Raw genomic sequence first — 19,357 nt, 5'->3', positions numbered from 1 at the left:
ATTCGGTCAGTTCCACACGCCACCCCGCGTCAGTCGTACCTCGCCTCGGCCCACCAGCCCTCGTCGTCGCGCACGAGGAGCCACGCGCAGCCGTCGTCGTCGACGATCTGGAAGCGGTGCACGCGCTTGGCGTGCTCAGGGTCCCACCAGCGCTCGACAACGGGCCATGGGCCCGCCCAGGCCCGCACGGGGGCGGCGGCGCCACCCGCGACCGCGAACCGTTCGGGCGTCGCCGAGATCGCGCCCCGCCCGTCGATCGCGACGGGGGAGCCGCTCGCGTCGATGAGGCCGATCGGCAACCGCTCACGGAAGACGCTCGCGGGCGCGAGGGTGGGCAGGCTCCCGGGCCATGGGGCGTCGCCGGTGCGCTCGGGAGCCCGGTCGCCCCACGGCACGAGCACCTGCCGGTCGGCGAGCATGCGGCCGCCGCCGATCGCGGCGGTCACGACCCCGTCATGCCCGAGCATGCTCTGCACGCGGGTGAGTCCGTGATGCACCCGTTCGTCGGGTCCGCCGCCCCAGAGTCCCTCTTCGTGGTTGCCCGTCGAGTCGACGCGTTCGGGCACGATGCGGAGACGCACGATCGGCGAGGCGAGTCCGCTGTCGGCGGTGCCGGCGCCCTGCAACTGCCATCGCACCCGGTCGACCACGTCGGCCGGGGTGAACCAGCGCGGATGCAGCCAGCTGCGGCTCGAGTGCCCGCCGCGCTCGTCGTCGAGCTCGACGCGGATGCCGGTGCACACGAGCCTGACCGCCCGCATGCGCTCGATGAACTCGTCGGCACGCACCCGGATCGCGAAGGCGAGCTGGTCGATGCGATCGAGCGGCGGTTCGAACTCCTGCTGCACCTCGAACTCGGGCGGCGGCGTGCGCGCGAGGACCCGCGCCTGCTCGCGCCCCGCCGCACGGTCGTGCGCGAAGGCGCCCGCGGCGCCGAATCGTCGCCGCACGTCGGCTTCGGGCAGCGCGGCGAACTCGCCGAGCGTGCGCACTCCGAGCCGGTTCAGCAGCGTGGTGGTGCGGGGGTCGACTACGAGCGCGACGGGCAGGGGTGCGATGAACGCGGCGGATGCCCCGGGGGCGATGATGCCGACGGACGACTGCCCGGCCCCCCGCGCCGCCTGCTCGGCCGCGAACGGCCCGTCGGCGACGCCGACCCTGGCGCCGGGGACCCCGAGCTCGGCGACGGTGTCGAGCAGCGCCCTGGCCGCGGCATCCTCGCCGCCGTAGTAGCGCGCCGGACCGCGTGCCCGCATGGCGAGCGTGCCGGGGCGGATGAGCTGCACGCCCGGCACGGTCTCTTCGACCCGGCGCACGACGGGCTCGAAGACGCGCACGTCGAGCGCGGCGTCGTAGTCGAGCAGGGTGATGGTGGGGGAGCGGTACTGCGCCTCGCGGAGCTTCAGCCCGCGCGCGACGCCATCGCGGCGTGCAGCGGCCGAACAGGCGAAGATGAGCCCGGACTGGGTCAGTGCGACCGCCGCCGTGGGGTCGAGCCCCGCCTCGCGGCAGGCCGCGAAGACCGGCCAGTCGGGGCACCAGAGCACGATGGTGCGGGTCGGTTCGGAAGTCATCCGGTGGCCCGTCGTTCGTACTCGTCGAGGCGCACCGGGTCGCGGGGTGCCCCGGGCTCGGCCGCGGCGAACTCGAGGGACCGGCCGGGCAGGCGAAGCCGGGACCGCGCGCGGCGGCCGGGTTCTGCGCGCCCGCCGACGCTCACGACCACCTCGCGTTCACTGAGGTGCCCGTGCCCGCGTTCGAGCCCCTGCCACTGGCTCGCCTCGATGCCGAGGCTCGCATCGCTGCCCGGCCAGTCGCCCGCGACGAGGAGCACCGTGCCGCGCTGCCGGAGCCGTGCCGCCAGCCGTGAGGCCTCGGCCGCTGCGATGCGGCCGGTCGGACGCACCGCGACGACGGGGATGACATCGGCGAGCGCCGCGACCACGGTGAGCCATTGCCGCCCGGGATCGGGCACGAGCACGAGCCGGTCGAGCGCGATGCCGAATCGCGCGGCGGCCTCGACGCCGAAGTCGGGCAGCCCCGCGACCGCGACCCATCGCCCGCTCGCGGACGGCCCGGCGAGGAGAGCCATGAGCAGCGTGGTCGACCCCTCGACCGTGACGACCGTGCCCTCTCGGAGCGTGCCCCCCGGCAGCACCCCCTCGAACGCCGGGTGCGTCGGCACGGCCTTCGACTCGAGCCGGGTCGCCTGCATGCCGCGGATGCGCGCCTGGAGCTCTTCGACACGCGAGGGCCCGGCCGGGGCGGCGAGGGGAGCGGTCATGGTCACTCGTCCAGTTTCGAACACATGTTCGAATGAAGCAAGCCGGGCATGCCGACTGTCCAGATCCTCCTCGGGAGGGAACACAGACGTCGGATGACCGCAGAAAGGTCATCGGATGTCCCGCGATCGACACCGAGCGCAGGCGCCACGAAGCGCGGCTTCATGGCGCGGCACGCGCCACGCGGAATCGGCTGGGGGAGAAACGCAAGAAGGCCGGATCAGAATGATCCGGCCTTCTTCACACAAGTGCGCGAGGGGGGACTTGAACCCCCACGCCCGTTAGGGCACTAGCACCTCAAGCTAGCGCGTCTGCCATTTCCGCCACCCGCGCTCGTGTCGGGCCTGTTCCGATCGCTCGGTGGCCCGAGAGAAGACATTAGCACGGATTCCGGGGCGCTTCCGCACGCGGTGGCCATCGACGGATGCCCCGGCTACGGTGAAACCCATGGCCGAGTCACCCGCACGAGCGCACCCGACCCCCGACCTCGACGAGACGGCGATCATCGCGCGGGATCTCATCCGGTTCGACACCTCGAACTACGGCGGTGGGCGCGCCAACGGCGAGCGCGACGCCGCCGAATACGTCGAGGCGCACCTGGCGGCGCTGGGTCTCGAGCCGAGGCTCTTCGAGCCCGAACCGCGACGCACGAGCGTCGTGGCCCGCGTGCCCGGAAAGAACCCCGACAAGCCCGCGCTCGTCGTGCACGGACATCTCGACGTGGTGCCGGCCGATGCCCGGAACTGGAGCGTCGACCCGTTCGCCGGCGAGGTGCGCGACGGCATGCTCTGGGGTCGCGGTGCGGTCGACATGAAGGACATGGACGCGATGATGCTCGCCGCGCTCGGCGACATCCTCGGCGCCGGCACGCAGCCCGAGCGCGACCTCGTCGTCGCCTTCTTCGCCGACGAGGAGGCCGGCGGCGGTGTCGGATCGAGCTGGCTCGTCGACCACCACCCCGAGCTGTTCGCGGGCGCCACCGAGGCGATCAGCGAGGTCGGCGGCTACTCGATCACCGTCGGCGGGCGCCGTGCGTACCTGCTGCAGACGGGAGAGAAGTCGCTCATCTGGATCCGGCTGATCGCTCGCGGCGTCGCCGCGCACGGCTCGAGGCTCGTCCGCGACAACGCGATCACGAAGCTCGCCGAGGCCGTCGCCACGCTCGGCCGCACCCAGTGGCCGATCCGTCTCACCGACACCACCCGGGAGCTCCTCGGCGAGATCGCGGGCGTGCTCGGCGTCGACCCAGAGCAGGTTTCTCCCGACGAGCTCGCCCTGGCCACCGGCTCCGCCTCGGGCTTCATCACGGCGACCCTTCGTACCACGTCGAACCCGACCCTGCTCGAGGCCGGCTACAAGCACAACGTGATCCCCGACCACGCCGAGGCGCTCATCGACATCCGCACGCTGCCCGGCGAGGAGGACGCCGTGCTCGCCGAGGTGCGCGCCCTGATCGGCGACGAGATCGAGATCGAGATCGTGCACCGCGACGTCGGCCTCGAGAGCCCCACGTCGGGCACCCTCGTCGATGCCGTGAAGCGGTCGCTCGGCACCCACGATCCTGGCGTACCCGTCTTCCCGTACCTGCTGTCGGGCGGCACCGACAACAAGGCGCTCAGCCGCCTCGGCATCGCGGGCTACGGCTTCGCCCCGCTCAAGCTGCCAGAAGGCTTGGACTTCCCCGCGATGTTCCACGGGGTCGATGAGCGGGTGCCGCTCGACGCACTAGTCTTCGGTAGGCAAGTCCTCCGCGACCTGCTCCTCGACTACTGACCAAAGACCGGTCTCGGTTCCTCCGGCTTCCGCGGAGGCGGAAGGCAGATGCACCACGTGTTCGAAGCGCTCATCCTCGGCCTCGTCCAGGGCCTCACGGAGTTCCTCCCGATCTCCTCGAGTGCCCACCTGCGAATCCTGGGGGAGTTCCTCCCCGGCGCCGAAGACCCCGGAGCGGCGTTCACGGCGATCACCCAGCTCGGCACCGAGACCGCCGTGGTCGTCTTCTTCTGGCGCGACATCGTGCGCATCGTCTCGCACTGGTTCTGGTCGTTCACCGGGCGCGTGCCGCGCAACGACCCCGACGCCCGCATGGGCTGGCTGATCATCGTCGGCTCGGTCCCGATCGTCGTGCTCGGCATCCTCTTCCAGGATGAGATCGAGACGACGCTCCGGTCGCTGTGGATCGTCGCGACGATGCTCGTGGTGTTCGGCATCGTGCTGGGACTGGCCGACTGGGCGGGCGCGAAGAGGCGCAGGCTCGACCAGCTCACCGTGCCGCACGGCCTCTACTTCGGCCTCGCGCAGTCGCTCTCCCTGATTCCGGGCGTCTCACGCTCAGGCGGCACGATCACGATGGGGCTCTTCCTCGGCTACGAGCGTGCTGCCGCGGCCCGCTATGCCTTCCTGCTGGCGATCCCGGCGGTGTTCGGCTCGGGCTTCTACCAGCTGTTCAAGAGCTGGGGCGAGCCATCGGTCTACGGCCCGATCGAGACGGCCGCCGCGACGCTCCTCGCGTTCGTCGTCGCGATCCTCGTCATCGCGTTCTTCATGAACTACATCTCGAAGCGCAGCTTCCTGCCGTTCGTGATCTATCGCATCGCGCTCGGCGGGTTCCTCTTCGTCATGCTCGGCACGGGAGCCATCCAGCCCTGACCGCTCAGGCGCCGTCGCGGGGCCGCCACGGCTCGTCGCGCGGTCCGTCGCCGCGGCCGTCGGCCCGACCCTCTGGGCCCTCACCGCGACGGCGGAGATAGCGCTCGAACTCCTGCGCGATGGCCTCACCGCTCGCCTCGGGCGCGTCGACGGCGTCGCGTGCCTGCTCGAGTTGGGCGATGTAGCCGGCCATCTCCTCGTCGTCGGAGGCGAGGGCGTCGACGCCCGCCTCCCACGCCTTCGCGTCGACCTCGAGGCTCCCGCGGGGGATCGAGAGGCCCGTGAGCTCTTCGAGCTTGCCGAGCAGCGCGAGCACCGCCTTCGGTGACGGGGCGTTGTGCACGTAGTGCGGGACCGAGGCCCACAGCGAGACCGTGGGGATGCCGACGCGCTCGGCCTGGTCGGCGAGCACGCTGAGGATGCCCACCGGACCCTCGTAGTTCGAACGGTCGACGCCGAGCGCGGCGCGCACCTCGGGGTTCTCGCTCGAGGCGAAGACGGCGAGCGGCCGTGTGTGCGGCGCGTCGGCGAGCATCGCCCCGAGGAGCACGATGGCGTCGATGTCGGCGGTGAGCGCCGCGTCGATGAGCTCGGCCGCGAAGCCCTTCCAGCTGCGGGCGGGCTCGGCCCCGATCAGCACGTGCAGCTTCGCCGCGCCGGGACCGGTGACCTCGTCGTCGTCGACGGGCACGCCGCTCGGCCCGAGGATGGACGCGCCGGGCCATTCGAGCCGGCGCGCGCCGTCGTCACCCACGACGATCGTCGGCCGGGTGAACTGGTAGTCGAAGTACAGCTCGGGATCGACCGCCGCGATCTCGACGAGGCCGAGTCGCTCGACGAGCAGCTTGGCCGCCCCGGTCGCCGCCTCGCCGGCATCGTTCCATCCTTCGAATGCGACGACGAGCAGCCTTCCGCCCTCGAAACCGGCCGGCTGATTCACTCCTGGTGCCCCGCTTCCCGCCCCGGATCTCCGGGTTCACCTCCACAATAGGCCGTGCCCGTAGACTTGCGGGTTGTGACCACTCGCCTCCCCGCCGCAGTCCTCTGGGACATGGACGGCACCCTCGTCGACACCGAACGCTATTGGATGGCGGCTGAAGAGGAGCTCGTCGAGTCCTTCGGAGGTGCCTGGACCCACGACGACGCGCTCCAGCTCGTCGGCAGCGGCCTGTGGGAGGCCGCCGCCGTCTTCCAGGCGAAGGGCGTCGCGCTCGACGCCGACGCCATCGTCGCGCGCCTCACGGCCCGGGTGCGCGAACAGCTCGACGAGCACGGCGTGCCGTGGCGACCCGGGGCGAAGGAGCTGCTCGAGGCGTTACGCGCGGCATCCGTGCCCTGTGCCCTCGTGACGATGTCGATCCGCGCCATGGCCGACGACGTGATCGCCGCGATCCCCTTCCATGCGTTCGATGTGGTGGTCACCGGCGACGTGGTCGAGCGGGCCAAGCCCCACCCCGAGCCCTACCTCACCGCGGCCGCGCAGCTCGGCGTCGACATCACCGAGTGCGTCGCCATCGAGGACTCGCCCGCCGGCCTCACGTCGGCGTTCGCGTCGGGCGCCGTCGCGGTGGGCGTGCCGAACTTCCTCGCGCTCGACGAGGCGCCGTCGACGGTGCTGTGGCCGACCCTCGAGGGCGTGACGGTGGCCGATGTCTCGGCGCTCCTGGCCGTTCGCGAGGCGACCGCATGACCACGAGCAGGGGCGAGCAGAGCGGTCCGTTCCGCGTCGGCGACCGGGTTCAGCTGACCGGCCCGAAGGGCCGCATGCACACGATCACGCTCCAGCCGGGAGCGCACTTCCACTCGCACAAGGGCCTGATCGCCCACGACGACCTCATCGGCCTGCCCGACGGCTCCGTCGTCGCCAACCAGGTCGGCATCGAGTACCTCGCACTGCGGCCGCTGCTGACCGACTTCGTCATGTCGATGCCGCGCGGTGCGGCGATCGTCTACCCGAAGGACGCGGCCCAGATCCTCGCGCAGGCAGATGTCTTCCCGGGCGCGCGCGTCGTCGAGGCGGGCGTCGGCTCCGGAGCGCTCTCGCTCTGGCTGCTCCGCGCGATCGGTCCCGACGGCCACCTCTTCTCCTTCGAACGCCGTGACGACTTCGCGAGCGTCGCCCGGGCCAACGTGGCGACGTTCCACGGCGCCGACCCCGAGAACTGGTCGATCACGCTCGGCGATCTCGCGGAGGCGCTTCCCGAGACGGTCGACGAGGCATCCGTCGACCGGGTCGTGCTCGACATGCTCGCGCCGTGGGAGTGCCTCGACGCCGTCTCGACGGCGCTGAAGCCCGGCGGCGTGCTGCTCTGCTACATCGCCACGGCCACCCAGCTCTCGCGGGTCGCCGAGGCGATCCGCGCGACGGGGGAGTACACCGAGCCCGCGTCCTCAGAGACGATGGTGCGCGGCTGGCACGTGCAGGGGCTCGCCGTGCGACCCGACCACCGCATGATCGCGCACACGGGATTCCTCATCACCGCCCGACGGCTCGCGCCGGGCACCGTGCTCCCCGAGCTCAAGCGGCGCCCCTCGAAGACCGAGTTCAGCGACGACGACTTCGAGGCCTGGACCCCCGGCGCGCTCGGCGAGCGCTCGGTCAGCGACAAGAGCCTGCGCAAGCGGGTTCGGGCAGCGGATGCCGCGGCCGCGCGCTCCCGTGCCACTGGCGACGAGCCCGGGGCCGAGGCCCCCGACACGTCCTCCACCGCCCACGGCGGGTAGGCTTTCTACGCCTCCCGACCCATCGAAGAATCGAGAACCAGTGCGCTCGTCTCTCGCGCTCATCGCCTCAGCCGGCCTCGTCGCCGTCGTGCTCTCCGGTTGCGCCGCAGCGCCCGCCCCCGAGGCCGGTGCCGGCCGGTCGTCCGAGGCGGTCGTCGTGAAGGGCGACTTCGGCGAGGCGCCGCGCGTCGAGTTCCCGAGCCCGCTCGCACCCGAAGAGACGCAGTGCACCGAGATCATCGCCGGTGAGGGCGAGCTGCTCGTCGAGGGGCAGCAGGCGCTTGTCGGCCTCGCCGTCTACAACGGCACCTCGGGTGAAGAGCTCCAGGTGGCCGGCTTCAAGAAGGACCCGGTGCCGCTCGCCGTCACCGCCGGCACCCTCCCCGGCCTCCGTAAGGGCCTGACGTGCGCCCGCGAGGGTTCGCGCGTCGCGGTCGTCGTCCCCGCCGAAGATGCGTTCGGCGACGAGGGCAATACGCCGCTCGGCATCGAGCCCGGTGACAGCCTCGTCTTCGTGCTCGACGTGCAGCGCACGTTCCCGTCCCGTGCCGAGGGCGCCGTGCGCCTGAGTCGAGACGGCTTCCCGGCCGTCGTGCTCGCACCTGACGGGCGCCCGGGCATCACCGTACCGAAGTCCGACCCGCCCGAGCACGTCGAGGTCGAACTCCTGAAAGAGGGTGCCGGTCCGGTCGTCGAAGACGGTGACCGCGTGGTCGTGCACTACACGGGCGTCCTCTGGGATGACAACACCGTGTTCGACTCGAGCTGGGAAACGGCCGAGGAGGGCAACCAGCAACCCGGCCCTCGCATTCTCGCGGTGAGCACGGGCGAGGGTGCAAAGGTCATCCCCGGCTTCGCCGACGCCCTCATCGGCCAGACGGTCGGCTCGCAGGTCGGGGTCATCGTGCCGCCCTCCGAGGGGTACGGCGACCAGGGCAACGCCCAGGTCCCCGCGAACTCGACCCTGTTCTTCGTGATCGACATCCTGGGCGTGGTCTGATCCCGCGGCGGCGGCGGTGGGCCGCCCGCGGTTCAGTATGATCGCACGTGTGGCTGGTGGAGCGGGCAAGGGCGAGCTGAAGATCCCCGTCGAGGATCGACTCTTCAGCCTCGTGCTGGCGTTGCTCGCCACCGAGACCGGTCTCCTGAAGGCCGAGATCCTCTCAACGGTGCGCGGTTACGCCGAGCGGTACGACACCGGGGGTCAGAACGCGAACCTCGAGCGCCAGTTCGAGCGCGACAAAGACGACATCCGCGAGCTCGGAATTCCGCTCGAGACCGTGGAGTCGCCAGACCGTCCGGGCGACAACCAGGCGCTGCGCTACCGCATCCCGAAGGGCCAGTACGACCTGCCCGACGAGGTGCGCTTCACGCCCGACGAGCTCGCGCTCCTCGGGCTGGCGGCAGAGGTGTGGCGCGAGGCGTCGCTGTCGGCCGACTCCCAGCGCGCGCTCACGAAGCTCCGTTCGCTCGGCATCGAGCCGCGCGAGCCGGTCATCGGCTACGCGCCGCGCCTGCGGGTGCGGGATGCCGCGTTCGAGCCGCTCCGGCAGGCCCTCGACCGCCGGCAGACGGTGCGGTTCCGCTACTTCAAGCCGGGCGAGCGCGAGCCGCGGCTGCGCACGGTGAATCCGCTCGCCGTGGTCCTGCACGAGGGCCGGTGGCACCTGCACGCGCACGACCTCGACGTCGACGAGCCACGCACGTTCCTGCTCTCGCGCATCATCGGCACGGTCACCACAGTGCCCGGGTCGAGCTTCGACGCCCCGCCGCTCGGCATCCAAGACCGCATCATCGCCGAGCTCAACGAGCTTCGCGAGCGCAATGTCGCCGACCTCGCCGTCACCGCGGGCAGCGACGCCGAGGTGCGGCTCGGCAAGCGTGCCATCGAGGGCGACGAAGACGCGGGTGTCATCCGACTGCACTACACGGATGCCGCGGTGTTCGCCGACGAACTGGCCGCGTACGGTCCCGAGGTGCGGGTGCTCTCGCCCGCCTCCCTCCGCAGCGCGGTGCGCGACCGGCTCGCCGCGGTCGCCGCGGCGCACCGCGATCACTCCCCGGAGGCCAGCTGATGGCGAAGCGACCGAAGCCCCTGAAGGCACCAGACAAGCTCGTCTTCCTGCTGTCGTTCGTGCCGTACCTCCTCGAGCAGCGCGTCGTCGACGTGGCCGAGGCTGCTACGCACTTCGGCATGACCGAAGAGGAGATCCGCGACGCGGTGCGCCTCATCGCGACCTCCGGCCTGCCGGGCGAAACGGGCACCTACCAGCCGAACGACCTCTTCGACATCGACTGGGACTCCTTCGAGGACGACGACGTCATCGTCATCGTCCACCACGTGGCGATCGACGATGCGCCGCGGCTCTCGGCACGCGAGGCGGCGGCGCTGATCGCCGGCCTGCAGTACCTCTCAGCGTCGCCGGAGAGTGCCGGCAGCGCGTCGCTCGCCTCGTTGATGGCCAAGCTCACCGCGGGCGCGTCGTCGGCGCCGAGCCGCCTCGCCGTCGCCGAGACCGCGGCCGACGCCTCGCTCGCACGCATCCGCCAAGCGGTCACCGATGGCCGCCAGCTCGAGTTCGACTACCGCAACGCGCTCGGCCAGTCGGGGCGGCGACGTGTCGATCCGCTTCGGATCCTCTCGCAGGACGCCGACTGGTACCTGCAGGCCTACTGCCACACGCGCGAAGACGTCCGCAACTTCCGCGTCGACCGCATGAGCGAGCTCGTCGTCTCCCAGGTGCCCATCGACGAGCACGCCGACCGCGACGTGCCCGACACGCTCTTCCAGAGCTCGGAATCCGACCTCGATGTCGTCGTCGACGTGGCGCCCGAGACCCTGACCCTGCTCGCCGACTACCTCGCCGACTCGAGCGCCGTCGAAGTCGATGGTCGCCTGCGCGTCACGCTCCGGCTCGCACACGTGCACGGGTTGAAGCGGCTCATCGCCGGGCTGCCCGGGCTCGTGACGGTCGTCGCGCCCGCCGAGGCGCGCGCCGTGGTCGCCGAGTGGGCCGCGGCCGGGCTCGCCGGATATGGCGACGACGAGGCATCCGTCGTCGATGACGAACGTGGCGTCAGCGCCGACGGGTAGACTGTCGACACCATCCCCCCAGGAAACGGACGAACACCTATGTGGCAAGGCTTCACCGGCTGGCACGCGCTGATCATCCTCGTGGTCATCCTCCTGCTCTTCGGCGCTCCCAAACTCCCCGCCCTCGCCCGCAGCCTCGGGCAGTCGATGAAGATCCTGAAGACCGAGGTGCGCTCCGACAAGGGCGACGGCGACACTGCCGCGCCCGGTGATGACGTGCCGAAGGCCGACGAGCCGGGCCCCGGCAAGAGCGCCTGACCCCGATGACCGCGGTGAAAGATCGCGGCGAGAAGAACCGCGAGAAGCGGATGTCGCTCGGTCAGCACCTGATCGAGCTCCGCAAGCGTCTCTTCATCTCGGCGATCGCGATCGTCGTCGGCATGGTCGCCGGCTGGGTGCTCACCGATCTCTTCGTGTGGGAGGCCATCCAGCAGCCGGTGCAAGACGTTGCCGAAGCGCAGGGCACCGACACGGCCATCGTGTTCCCGACCATCTCGAGCGCCTTCGATCTGCGGCTGCAGATCGCGTTCACGATCGGCCTCGTCATCTCGAGTCCGGTCTGGCTGTACCAGATCTTCGCCTTCCTCGTGCCCGGATTGAGCCACCGCGAGCGGCGCTTCACCTTCGCGTTCTTCGCGACGGCGATCCCGCTGTTCTTCGCGGGTTGCGCGGCCGGCTGGTTCGTGCTGCCGAACATCGTCAAGCTCATGGTGGGCTTCGTGCCCGGAGACGCGCTGTCGCTGCTCACGGCCAAGGAGTACATCGACTTCGTCCTGAAGCTCGTCGTCGCGATCGGCGTCGCGTTCGTCGTGCCGGTCTTCATCGTGCTGCTGAATTTCGCTGGAGTGATCAGCGCTGCGGCGATCATCAAGTCCTGGCGCATCGCGATCCTCGTGATCGTGCTCTTCACGGCGATCGCCACACCGTCGGCCGACGTCGTCTCGATGTTCATGCTCGCGATCCCGATGATCGCGCTGTACTTCCTCGCCTGGTTCATCGCGAAGCTGCATGATCGCCGTGTCGAACGCCGCAACCGCCTCGAGTTCGGGGAGCCTGTCTAGGCTGGGGGTGTGAAGAGCCTCTCGCCGGCCGAGCGCTACGCGCTCTCGCGCCAACAACGCCGGCAGCCTCGGCTCGCCGAGTTCGCCGCCGGACTCCGATTCGACCTCGACCCGTTCCAGCGCGCCTCGTGCGCGGCGCTCGACGAGGGCCGGAGCGTGCTCGTCGCCGCACCGACCGGCGCCGGCAAGACCGTCGTCGCCGAATTCGCGGTATTTCTCGCGATGAACGAGCCTGGCGCGAAGGTGTTCTACACCACCCCGATCAAGGCGTTGTCGAACCAGAAGTTCCAGGAGTTCGTCGACGTCTGGGGCGCCGACGCCGTCGGCCTCCTCACGGGCGACACGAACATCAACTCGAGCGCGCGCATCGTCGTCATGACGACCGAAGTGCTGCGCAACATGCTCTACGCCGACTCGCCGCTCCTCGACCGGCTCGCGTACGTCGTCATGGACGAGGTGCACTACCTCGCCGACCGCTTCCGGGGAGCCGTCTGGGAGGAGGTCATCATCCACCTGCCCGAGGCGGTGCGCCTCGTCTCACTGAGCGCCACGGTGTCCAACGCCGAGGAGTTCGGCGACTGGCTGCAGGCGGTGCGCGGCGACACCGACGTGATCGTGTCCGAGGAGCGTCCGGTTCCGCTCGAGCAGCACGTGCTGGTGAAGGCGAAGCTCGTCGACCTGTTCGACTCATCAGGACAGGCAGCGACCCACCGCGTGAACCCCGAGCTGCAGCGGCTCGCGCGCGCGGGCGGGAGGTCGATCAGCGGGCGTTCCGAGCGCGGTCGCCGCGGCGGCGACCGCGGCAGGTTCCACCAACAGGGGCCCGGCCGCGCCGATCGCCCCGAGGTGGTCGCGCTGCTCCAGGGCAAGCACCTCCTGCCCGCGATCTTCTTCGTCTTCTCCCGTGTCGGATGCGACCAGGCGGTGCGGCAGGTGCTGCATGCCGGGGTGCGGCTCACCGAGGCATCCGAACGCGACGAGATCCGGGCGATCGTCGAGGCACGAGCACAGATGCTCCGCGATGAGGACCTCGCGGTGCTCGGCTACTGGGAATGGCTCGAGGGGCTCGAGCGCGGGGTCGCCGCGCACCACGCGGGCATGCTGCCGGCGTTCAAGGAGATCGTCGAGGAGCTCTTCCAGTTGAAGCTGCTGAAGGTGGTGTTCGCCACCGAGACGCTCGCGCTCGGGGTGAACATGCCGGCCCGATCGGTGGTGCTCGAGAAGCTCGAGAAGTTCAACGGTGAGGCGCGGGTGCCCATCACCCCGGGGGAGTACACCCAGCTGACCGGCCGCGCGGGGCGGCGGGGCATCGACGTCGAGGGCCACTCCGTGATCCAGTGGGTCGACGGGCTCGACCCCGAAGCCGTCGCGTCGCTCGCCTCGCGCCGCAGCTATCCGTTGAACTCGAGCTTCAAGCCCACCTACAACATGGCGGTGAACCTCATCGACCAGTTCGGGCGCGATCGCACCCGCCAGATCCTCGAGCTGTCGTTCGCCCAGTTCCAGGCCGACCGGGCCGTCGTCGACCTCGCTCGCACGCTGCGCAAGCAGGAGGAGTCGATGACCGGCTACGAGGAGGCGATGCGCTGCCACCTCGGCGACTTCGGCGAGTATGCCGGCCTCCGCAGACGCATCGGCGAGCTCGAGCGCCAGTCGTCGAAGGGCAACCCCACCCACGCGCAGCGAGAGCGCATGCAACGCGAGCTCGTGAGCGCCCGCAAGGCCATGCGCGCGCATCCGTGCCACGGGTGCGCCGAGCGCGAGCAGCATGCGCGCTGGGCCGAGCGCTGGTGGCGACTGAAGCAGGAGCACGACCAGCTGTCGCGCCAGATCCGCACGCGCACGGGCCAGGTGGCGAAGAGGTTCGACCGCGTCGCCGAGGTGCTGCAGGTGCTCGGCTACCTCGAGCGCGACGAACACGGCGCCCTCGTCTCGACTGCGGCGGGACGCATCCTGAAGCGCATCTACGGCGAGCGCGACCTGCTGGTCGCCGAGTCGCTCCGGCAGGGTCTCTGGGACGGTCTGGATGTCGCAGGCCTCGCCGCGATGGCGGCGGCGCTCGTCTACGAGCCGAGGCGCGACGACCGCGGCGTGGAGTTCAAGCTGCCGCGCGGTGGCTTCCGTGAGGCGTTCGAGCGCACGACCGATGTGTGGAGCGGACTCGACGACCTGGAACGCGAGCATCGCCTCGCCGGCAGCGAGCAGCCGTCACCGGCGATGGCCTCGGCGATGTACTCCTGGGCCCGTGGTGCGGGGCTCGGCACGGTGCTCAGCGACACCGAGCTCGCGGCCGGCGATTTCGTGCGGCTCGCCAAGCAGGTCGTCGACCTGCTCGATCAGATCTCGATCGTCGCCGATGCCGAGGTCGGGGCGACCGCGCGTGCGGCGATCGACGCCGTGCGGCGTGGGGTCGTGGCGTACGGCACCGTTGCGTGAGCGCTCGCGCCCGTCGCTTAGGCTGATCTGGTGCCCGAGCCGCTGACCCGACCGCTTCTACCGTTGTGGGTCGCACTGCTCGTCGCCGTGGCGGGTGGGGTCGTCTACGACCTCGGCTTCCCCGGCGCGAGCGTCTGGCCGCTCGCGTTCGTCGGCATCGCCCTCGCGCTCATCAGCCTGATCGGGCGCACGACATGGTCCGCGTTGCTCGTGGGCCTCGTCTTCGGGCTCTCGTTCTACCTGCCGCACGTCTCGTGGACGTCGAGATACCTGGGTCCGGTGCCGTGGCTGGCCCTCTCGGTGCTCGAATCGCTCTTCGTCGCAGCCGGTGCGGTGCTGATCGCACTCGCGTACCGCTGGGTGCCACGTGCGAGTGCCTCGCGCTGGGCACGGCTCGTCTGGCTCCCGCTCCTCGTGGCCGGGCTCTGGTGCCTTCGCGAAGCGGCCAACGGCACGATTCCCTATGGCGGCTTCCCATGGGGGCGAGCCGCGCTCAGCCAGTCGCAGAGTCCGTTCGCCGAGGTGGTCTCGTGGGTCGGCTCGACCGGCCTCGGTTTCATGATGGTCGCGATCGTCGCCGGCGTCATCGAGTGGGTACGGCTGCGCGGCTGGCAAGACCTCCGCTCCGCGATTCCCGTCGCGACCCTGCTGCTCGTCGCGATCCTCCTGCCGGCGTGGCCCACCGCGACCACGGGCGAGCTCAGGGTCGCGAGCGTGCAGGGCAACGGGCCGGCCGGCTATTTCGATGAGCGCAGGCCGGGCGAGGTGCTCGCCGCCCAACTCGACGAGACGGAGAAGATCGTCGACGAGTCGGGCATCGACGTGCTGTTGTGGCCTGAAGGCGGTTCCGACATCGATCCGACCCGCAGCGCGGAGACGGCCGAGATCTTCGATTCGCTGAGCGAGCAGTTCGATGCCCCGCTCGTACTCAACACGGTGACGACGAGCGACGAGCTCTTCTTCAACACGTCGATGCTCTGGCGTGCCGGCGAGGGCGCGGTCGACACCTTCGACAAGCGCAACCCGGTGCCGTTCGGCGAATACATCCCCGATCGGTGGTTCTGGAACATGCTGGCGCCCGACCTCATCGGGTTGATCCAGCGCGGCTACACGCCGGGCACGAACGCGCCGGTGTTCGACCTGGGCGGAGCCACAACTGGACTCGCCATCTGCTTCGACGTGATCTACGACGAACTGATCTGGGAGGGCGCCCGTGAGGGGGCGCAGCTCTACATGTTCCAGACGAACAACGCCGATTTCCGGGGCACCGACGAGAACGAGCAGCAGCTCGCGATCGCGCGCCTGCGCGCCATCGAGACCGGACGCTCGGTGGTGAACATCTCGACGGTCGGCGCGAGCCAGGTGATCGATCCGACCGGACGCACGGTCGACGGTCTCGCGGCAGGAACGGCCGGATCCATGGTCACCGACGTCGAATTGCGCGACGGAGCGACACCGTCCGTCGTGTTCGGCGGAGCGGTGCCGCTCCTTGTCGTGCTTGGGGCGCTGTTCGGCCTCATCCTCGCGGGCGTGCTCGCCCGCAGGCGTTCGGTCGCGCGTACTGCCGAGGCGGGCTAGGCGCCGATCTTCTGCTGACCGCGACGTGCGCGCAGGTAGCTGAGGCGCTCTTCGAGCAGTTCCTCGAGCTCAGCACGGGTACGACGCTCGAGCAGCATGTCCCAGTGCGTGCGTGCGACCTTCTCGCCCGAGCGGTCGATGACGACCGGCTTCGAGTCGACGAGCAGGGTCGCGGATGCACCGCAGTGACGGCATTCCCACATCTCGGGCAGTTCTGCCTCGGTCGAGAACGTCATCACCGTCTCGCGGCCGCATGTCTCGCAGCGATAGGTGTAGTCCGCACGGTCGGCGAAGATCACGCCGTCTTCACTCTGCAGGCTCTGGGCACCGATTCGCATGCCCCGAAGGCTCCGGTCCGCCATGGCGACTCCTCTCGATCGTCTCTATGTATAAACGATCAAGCTGGGCAAACCCTTGCCACTGGCTGATCAATTGCCGGGGAATTCTCAGTTTGGAGCGGCGGTGAGGGGAAGTGCGACATCAGCACGGTCGGTCACGAGGCCGTCGACGCCGAGGTCGAGGAGTCGTCGCATGTCGGATGCCTCGTTCACGGTCCAGACGTGCACCTCCGCGCCCACCCGATGCGCGGCGTCGACGAACGCCGCCGTCACGAGCCGGAGCGGGCCGGCCCGCTCGGGGATCTGCATCGCGTGGGCTCCGCGGAGCACCCGCGTCAGGAGTTGCCCCGATCCGGTGAACCCCGCGAGCCGGGCGCGGACCACGCCCGCGCTTCCCGTCGACGTCGCCACACCGGGCAGGAGTGCCGCGAGCCGGAGCCGCCGTCGGTCGGAGAAGCTCGTGAGCAGGACCCGGGCCGTCGCGCTCGCCCTCGACACCGCGGCGACTGCGGCGTCGACGGCGCCCTCGACCTTGACGTCGATATTGAACCGGGTCTCGGGAAATGCGTCGAGCGCTTCGTCGAGGGCGCAGAACGCCTGCCCGTGACCGAGGTCGATGCGCCGGAGCTCAGCCATCGTGAGCTTGCCGACCGCGACATCGCGGTTCGCTACACGTTCGAGCGACGGATCGTGCGCGACGACCGCGATGCCGTCGCGACTGACGTGCACGTCGGTCTCGATGTAGCGGCATCCGATGCCCACCGCCTTCGCGAAGGCCAGCAGCGTGTTCTCGGGCGCCTCGAGGGCGAGGCCGCGATGCGCGAGTACGCGCGGGCGGCTCGGCTCGAAGTATCCGGTCTGCACGACGCCCGCGTCAGCCCTGCTGCTGCGGTGGCGTCGCAGCCTCGGTGCCCGACGGTGCCGAGCCCGGCTGCGGGGTGAACGCCTTGCCGATGCCCTTCAGCGCCTCGGTCAGCTCGCTCGGCACGATCCAGAGCTTGTTGGCCTGGCCCTGCGCGATCTGCGGAAGCATCTGGAGGTACTGGTAGCCGAGGAGCTTGGGGTCGGGGTCGCCCTTGTGGATGGCGTCGAACACCGTGAGGATCGCCTCGGCCTCGCCCTGGGCGCGCAGCACGGCGGCCTTCGCGTCACCCTCGGCCTCGAGGATCGCCGCCTGACGGGCGCCCTCGGCCGTGAGGATCGCCGACTGCTTCGTGCCCTCGGCCGTGAGGATCAGCGCACGACGGTCACGTTCGGCGCGCATCTGCTTCTCCATGGAGTCTTGAATGGAGTGCGGCGGGTCGATCGCCTTCAGCTCGACCCGGCCGACACGGATGCCCCATTTGCCGGTGGCCTCGTCGAGCACGACGCGCAACTGCCCGTTGATGTTGTCACGCGAGGTGAGCGCTTCTTCGAGGTTCAGGCCGCCGACCACGTTGCGAAGCGTGGTCGTGGTCAATTGCTCGACGGCGCCGATGTAGTTCGCGATCTCGTAGGTCGCCGCCCGGGCATCGGTCACCTGGAAGTACACGACCGTGTCGATCGAGACGACGAGGTTGTCTTCGGTGATGACCGGCTGCGGCGGGAAGGAGACGACCGTCTCGCGCATGTCGACGAGGGGCCGAAGCCGATCGATGAACGGGATCAGGATGTTCAGGCCGGGGGCGAGCGTCTTGTGGTAGCGGCCCAGCCGCTCGACGATGCCCGAGTACGCCTGCGGGATGATGCGGATCGACTTCGCCAGCACGACGATCACGAAGATGACGATCGCGGCGACGACGATCACGCCGACGATGGTGGAAACCTCGATGTCCATCAGGCCCCAGCGCTCCTCTCTACCGGCACGACCACGGCGGTCGCGCCATCGATGCCCGTCACGAGCACTCGCTCGCCGACGGCGACATCAGTCTGTTCGGTGATGGGGGAGAGGCGCGCTGTCCAGACCTCGCCGTTCTGGAGGCGCACCTGGCCGCCACCGGCGTTCACCGTGCGCACCACTGCCCCGTCGGCGCCGATGAGCGCGTCGATATTGCTGCGGGTCGGGTCACCGCCGCGTCGGAGCATCCGGAGCAGCGACGGCCGCAGGAGGAGGATGAGCGCGACCGACACGATCGCGCCGATGATGAACTGCGCCCACCACGGGATGCCGAAGAGGCCGGACAGCAAGCCGGCAACGCTGCCGAGCGCGAGCATCAGGAACGTCATCTCGAGCGTGAACACCTCGATCGTCGCGAACGCCAGGATTAGTACGAGCCACACGATCCACGCGTACTGGGTCAGTACATCCATTCGCTCTCCTTCGCCGCGCCCCGCTCTCGAAACTATCAGGACGGAGCCACGGCCGGGCGAGTTGATAGTCTCGGTTCGGCATCCGCCGCGCGCCTCGAGACGCGGCATCCGAATCTCCGAGGAGTCTCACCCGTGACCAACCCGCTCGCACCAGGCTCGCTCGATGGCCGCGTCGCACTCGTGACCGGATCCTCCCGTGGCATCGGCGCCGACACCGTGCGCTATCTCGCGGGCGCCGGTGCCTCGGTCGTCGTGAACTACCGAAGCAAGGCCCCTCGCGCCGAGAAGGTCGTGGCCGAGATCGTCGCAGGCGGCGGCACGGCGATCGCCGTGGGCGCAGACCTCACCGACGTGGCATCCGTGGCGGCGATGTTCGAACGCGCCGCCGCCGAGCTCGGTCCCATCGACATCCTCGTGCTCAATGCGTCGGGCGGCATGGAGTCCGGCATGGGCGACGACTACGCGATGCGGCTGAACCGCGATGCGCAGGTCAATGTCGTCGAGGGCGCACTGCCGCACCTCGCGCCCGGCGCCCGCATCGTCTTCGTCACGAGCCACCAGGCGCACTTCATCCGCACAACGCCGACCATGCCCGAATACGAGCCCGTCGCGCTCTCCAAGCGAGCCGGCGAAGACGCGCTGCGCTCGAAGATCGCCGAACTCGAGGCATCCGGGTTCGAGTTCGTGGTGGTCTCGGGCGACATGATCGAAGGCACCATCACCGCGACCCTGCTCGAGCGGGCGAACCCGGGGGCGATCGAAGCCCGAAAGCAGGATGCGGGTCGGCTCTTCAACGTCGCGGAGTTCGCGGCCGAGGTCGCCGCGGCCGCGGTCGAGCCCGTTCCGGCCGACCACACACGCTACGTCGGCGACACGTCGGGGTTCGTGCGCGAGTCCAACGCCTGA

Annotated in this window: 19 protein-coding genes and 1 tRNA gene; 12 read left to right on the top strand and 8 right to left on the bottom strand. The window is 70.1% G+C overall.

The annotated features are described in order from the left end of the window. Positions 1–29 precede the first annotated feature (29 nt). The 3 genes from QFZ26_RS18340 to QFZ26_RS18330 all read right to left on the bottom strand — a co-directional run bounded on the left by QFZ26_RS18340 (position 30) and on the right by QFZ26_RS18330 (position 2,615). Positions 30–1,574 (bottom strand): DNA polymerase Y family protein, encoded by a 1,545-nt coding sequence (locus QFZ26_RS18340; RefSeq protein ID WP_307044691.1) that lies wholly within the window; start codon positions 1,572–1,574, stop codon positions 30–32. Beyond that, entirely contained in the window at positions 1,571–2,284 is a 714-nt protein-coding gene (locus QFZ26_RS18335) for a hypothetical protein (protein WP_307044689.1), read from the bottom strand. The genes QFZ26_RS18340 and QFZ26_RS18335 overlap by 4 nt, the downstream gene beginning before the upstream one ends. A gap of 247 nt (positions 2,285–2,531) precedes the next feature. Next, positions 2,532–2,615 (bottom strand) — tRNA-Leu (locus QFZ26_RS18330). 114 nt (positions 2,616–2,729) lie between these two features. On the opposite strand from QFZ26_RS18330, the gene QFZ26_RS18325 reads away from it, so the two are divergent. Beyond that, positions 2,730–4,055, top strand: coding sequence for a M20/M25/M40 family metallo-hydrolase (locus tag QFZ26_RS18325; RefSeq protein WP_307044687.1), 1,326 nt, complete (start codon positions 2,730–2,732; stop codon positions 4,053–4,055). Between the two features lie 48 nt (positions 4,056–4,103). After that, complete coding sequence (locus tag QFZ26_RS18320) at positions 4,104–4,931, top strand: undecaprenyl-diphosphate phosphatase (RefSeq protein ID WP_307044685.1); 828 nt, start codon at positions 4,104–4,106, stop codon at positions 4,929–4,931. A 4-nt stretch (positions 4,932–4,935) separates the two neighbouring features. On the opposite strand, the gene QFZ26_RS18315 is transcribed toward QFZ26_RS18320, so the two are convergent. Beyond that, positions 4,936–5,871 carry a PAC2 family protein gene (locus QFZ26_RS18315; RefSeq protein ID WP_307044683.1) on the bottom strand — a complete coding sequence of 312 codons (936 nt, stop codon included), beginning with the start codon at positions 5,869–5,871 and terminating at the stop codon, positions 4,936–4,938. 75 nt (positions 5,872–5,946) lie between these two features. Here QFZ26_RS18315 and QFZ26_RS18310 point away from each other — a divergent pair, with 75 nt between their 5' ends. From QFZ26_RS18310 to lnt, 9 genes are read left to right on the top strand one after another with little or no spacing between them, the layout of a single operon-like run. Further along, positions 5,947–6,621, top strand: coding sequence for an HAD family hydrolase (locus QFZ26_RS18310; protein WP_307044682.1), 675 nt, complete (start codon positions 5,947–5,949; stop codon positions 6,619–6,621). Beyond that, positions 6,618–7,655: a tRNA (adenine-N1)-methyltransferase gene (locus tag QFZ26_RS18305; RefSeq protein ID WP_307044680.1), complete on the top strand. Its 1,038-nt coding sequence runs from the start codon at positions 6,618–6,620 to the stop codon at positions 7,653–7,655. Before QFZ26_RS18310 ends, QFZ26_RS18305 begins: the two co-directional genes overlap by 4 nt. Before the next feature lie 40 nt (positions 7,656–7,695). Beyond that, the gene (locus tag QFZ26_RS18300; protein ID WP_307044678.1) at positions 7,696–8,655 is read left to right on the top strand and encodes an FKBP-type peptidyl-prolyl cis-trans isomerase; all 960 of its coding nucleotides are present in this window, start codon (positions 7,696–7,698) and stop codon (positions 8,653–8,655) included. Between the two features lie 49 nt (positions 8,656–8,704). After that, positions 8,705–9,730, top strand: coding sequence for a helix-turn-helix transcriptional regulator (locus tag QFZ26_RS18295; protein WP_307044677.1), 1,026 nt, complete (start codon positions 8,705–8,707; stop codon positions 9,728–9,730). Continuing rightward, entirely contained in the window at positions 9,730–10,749 is a 1,020-nt protein-coding gene (locus tag QFZ26_RS18290; RefSeq protein ID WP_307044675.1) for a helix-turn-helix transcriptional regulator, read from the top strand. The genes QFZ26_RS18295 and QFZ26_RS18290 overlap by 1 nt, the downstream gene beginning before the upstream one ends. Positions 10,750–10,788: 39 nt before the next feature. Then, positions 10,789–11,007 (top strand): twin-arginine translocase TatA/TatE family subunit, encoded by a 219-nt coding sequence (tatA, locus tag QFZ26_RS18285; RefSeq protein ID WP_307044673.1) that lies wholly within the window; start codon positions 10,789–10,791, stop codon positions 11,005–11,007. 50 nt (positions 11,008–11,057) lie between these two features. Further along, complete coding sequence (tatC, locus tag QFZ26_RS18280) at positions 11,058–11,810, top strand: twin-arginine translocase subunit TatC (RefSeq protein WP_307045152.1); 753 nt, start codon at positions 11,058–11,060, stop codon at positions 11,808–11,810. 9 nt (positions 11,811–11,819) lie between these two features. Beyond that, positions 11,820–14,246: a DEAD/DEAH box helicase gene (locus tag QFZ26_RS18275; protein ID WP_307044670.1), complete on the top strand. Its 2,427-nt coding sequence runs from the start codon at positions 11,820–11,822 to the stop codon at positions 14,244–14,246. 30 nt (positions 14,247–14,276) lie between these two features. Next, complete coding sequence (gene lnt, locus QFZ26_RS18270) at positions 14,277–15,824, top strand: apolipoprotein N-acyltransferase (protein ID WP_307044668.1); 1,548 nt, start codon at positions 14,277–14,279, stop codon at positions 15,822–15,824. Here lnt and QFZ26_RS18265 read toward each other — a convergent pair. From QFZ26_RS18265 to QFZ26_RS18250, 4 genes are all read right to left on the bottom strand, one after another. After that, a complete protein-coding gene (locus QFZ26_RS18265; RefSeq protein ID WP_307044666.1) occupies positions 15,821–16,186 on the bottom strand; it encodes an RNA polymerase-binding protein RbpA in 366 nt (121 codons plus the stop codon). The two genes, lnt and QFZ26_RS18265, sit on opposite strands and share 4 nt — an antisense overlap. 84 nt (positions 16,187–16,270) lie before the next feature. Continuing rightward, entirely contained in the window at positions 16,271–17,026 is a 756-nt protein-coding gene (locus QFZ26_RS18260) for a glycerophosphodiester phosphodiesterase family protein (RefSeq protein ID WP_307044664.1), read from the bottom strand. 10 nt (positions 17,027–17,036) lie between these two features. Continuing rightward, entirely contained in the window at positions 17,037–17,978 is a 942-nt protein-coding gene (locus QFZ26_RS18255; RefSeq protein ID WP_307044662.1) for an SPFH domain-containing protein, read from the bottom strand. Then, positions 17,978–18,451: an NfeD family protein gene (locus QFZ26_RS18250; RefSeq protein WP_307044660.1), complete on the bottom strand. Its 474-nt coding sequence runs from the start codon at positions 18,449–18,451 to the stop codon at positions 17,978–17,980. Before QFZ26_RS18250 ends, QFZ26_RS18255 begins: the two co-directional genes overlap by 1 nt. Positions 18,452–18,583: 132 nt before the next feature. Here QFZ26_RS18250 and QFZ26_RS18245 point away from each other — a divergent pair, with 132 nt between their 5' ends. Continuing rightward, positions 18,584–19,357 (top strand): SDR family oxidoreductase, encoded by a 774-nt coding sequence (locus tag QFZ26_RS18245; RefSeq protein ID WP_307044659.1) that lies wholly within the window; start codon positions 18,584–18,586, stop codon positions 19,355–19,357.

The organism is Agromyces ramosus (assembly GCF_030817175.1).
In the GTDB taxonomy this organism is placed as follows: Bacteria; Actinomycetota; Actinomycetes; order Actinomycetales; family Microbacteriaceae; genus Agromyces; species Agromyces ramosus_A.
The sequence above is the reverse complement of the archived record's forward strand: the minus strand, read 5'-3'. Positions and strand labels throughout refer to the sequence as shown.

What these genes read in the sequence shown, in the direction of transcription:
- tatA (WP_307044673.1), top strand. Translation starts at nt 10,789, where the DNA reads ATGTGGCAAGGCTTCACCGGCTGGCACGCGCTGATCATCCTCGTGGTC.
- QFZ26_RS18255 (WP_307044662.1), bottom strand. Translation starts at nt 17,978, where the DNA reads ATGGACATCGAGGTTTCCACCATCGTCGGCGTGATCGTCGTCGCCGCG.
- QFZ26_RS18335 (WP_307044689.1), bottom strand. Translation starts at nt 2,284, where the DNA reads ATGACCGCTCCCCTCGCCGCCCCGGCCGGGCCCTCGCGTGTCGAAGAG.
- QFZ26_RS18265 (WP_307044666.1), bottom strand. Translation starts at nt 16,186, where the DNA reads ATGGCGGACCGGAGCCTTCGGGGCATGCGAATCGGTGCCCAGAGCCTG.
- QFZ26_RS18290 (WP_307044675.1), top strand. Translation starts at nt 9,730, where the DNA reads ATGGCGAAGCGACCGAAGCCCCTGAAGGCACCAGACAAGCTCGTCTTC.
- QFZ26_RS18325 (WP_307044687.1), top strand. Translation starts at nt 2,730, where the DNA reads ATGGCCGAGTCACCCGCACGAGCGCACCCGACCCCCGACCTCGACGAG.
- QFZ26_RS18305 (WP_307044680.1), top strand. Translation starts at nt 6,618, where the DNA reads ATGACCACGAGCAGGGGCGAGCAGAGCGGTCCGTTCCGCGTCGGCGAC.
- QFZ26_RS18320 (WP_307044685.1), top strand. Translation starts at nt 4,104, where the DNA reads ATGCACCACGTGTTCGAAGCGCTCATCCTCGGCCTCGTCCAGGGCCTC.
- QFZ26_RS18340 (WP_307044691.1), bottom strand. Translation starts at nt 1,574, where the DNA reads ATGACTTCCGAACCGACCCGCACCATCGTGCTCTGGTGCCCCGACTGG.
- tatC (WP_307045152.1), top strand. Translation starts at nt 11,058, where the DNA reads ATGTCGCTCGGTCAGCACCTGATCGAGCTCCGCAAGCGTCTCTTCATC.
- QFZ26_RS18250 (WP_307044660.1), bottom strand. Translation starts at nt 18,451, where the DNA reads ATGGATGTACTGACCCAGTACGCGTGGATCGTGTGGCTCGTACTAATC.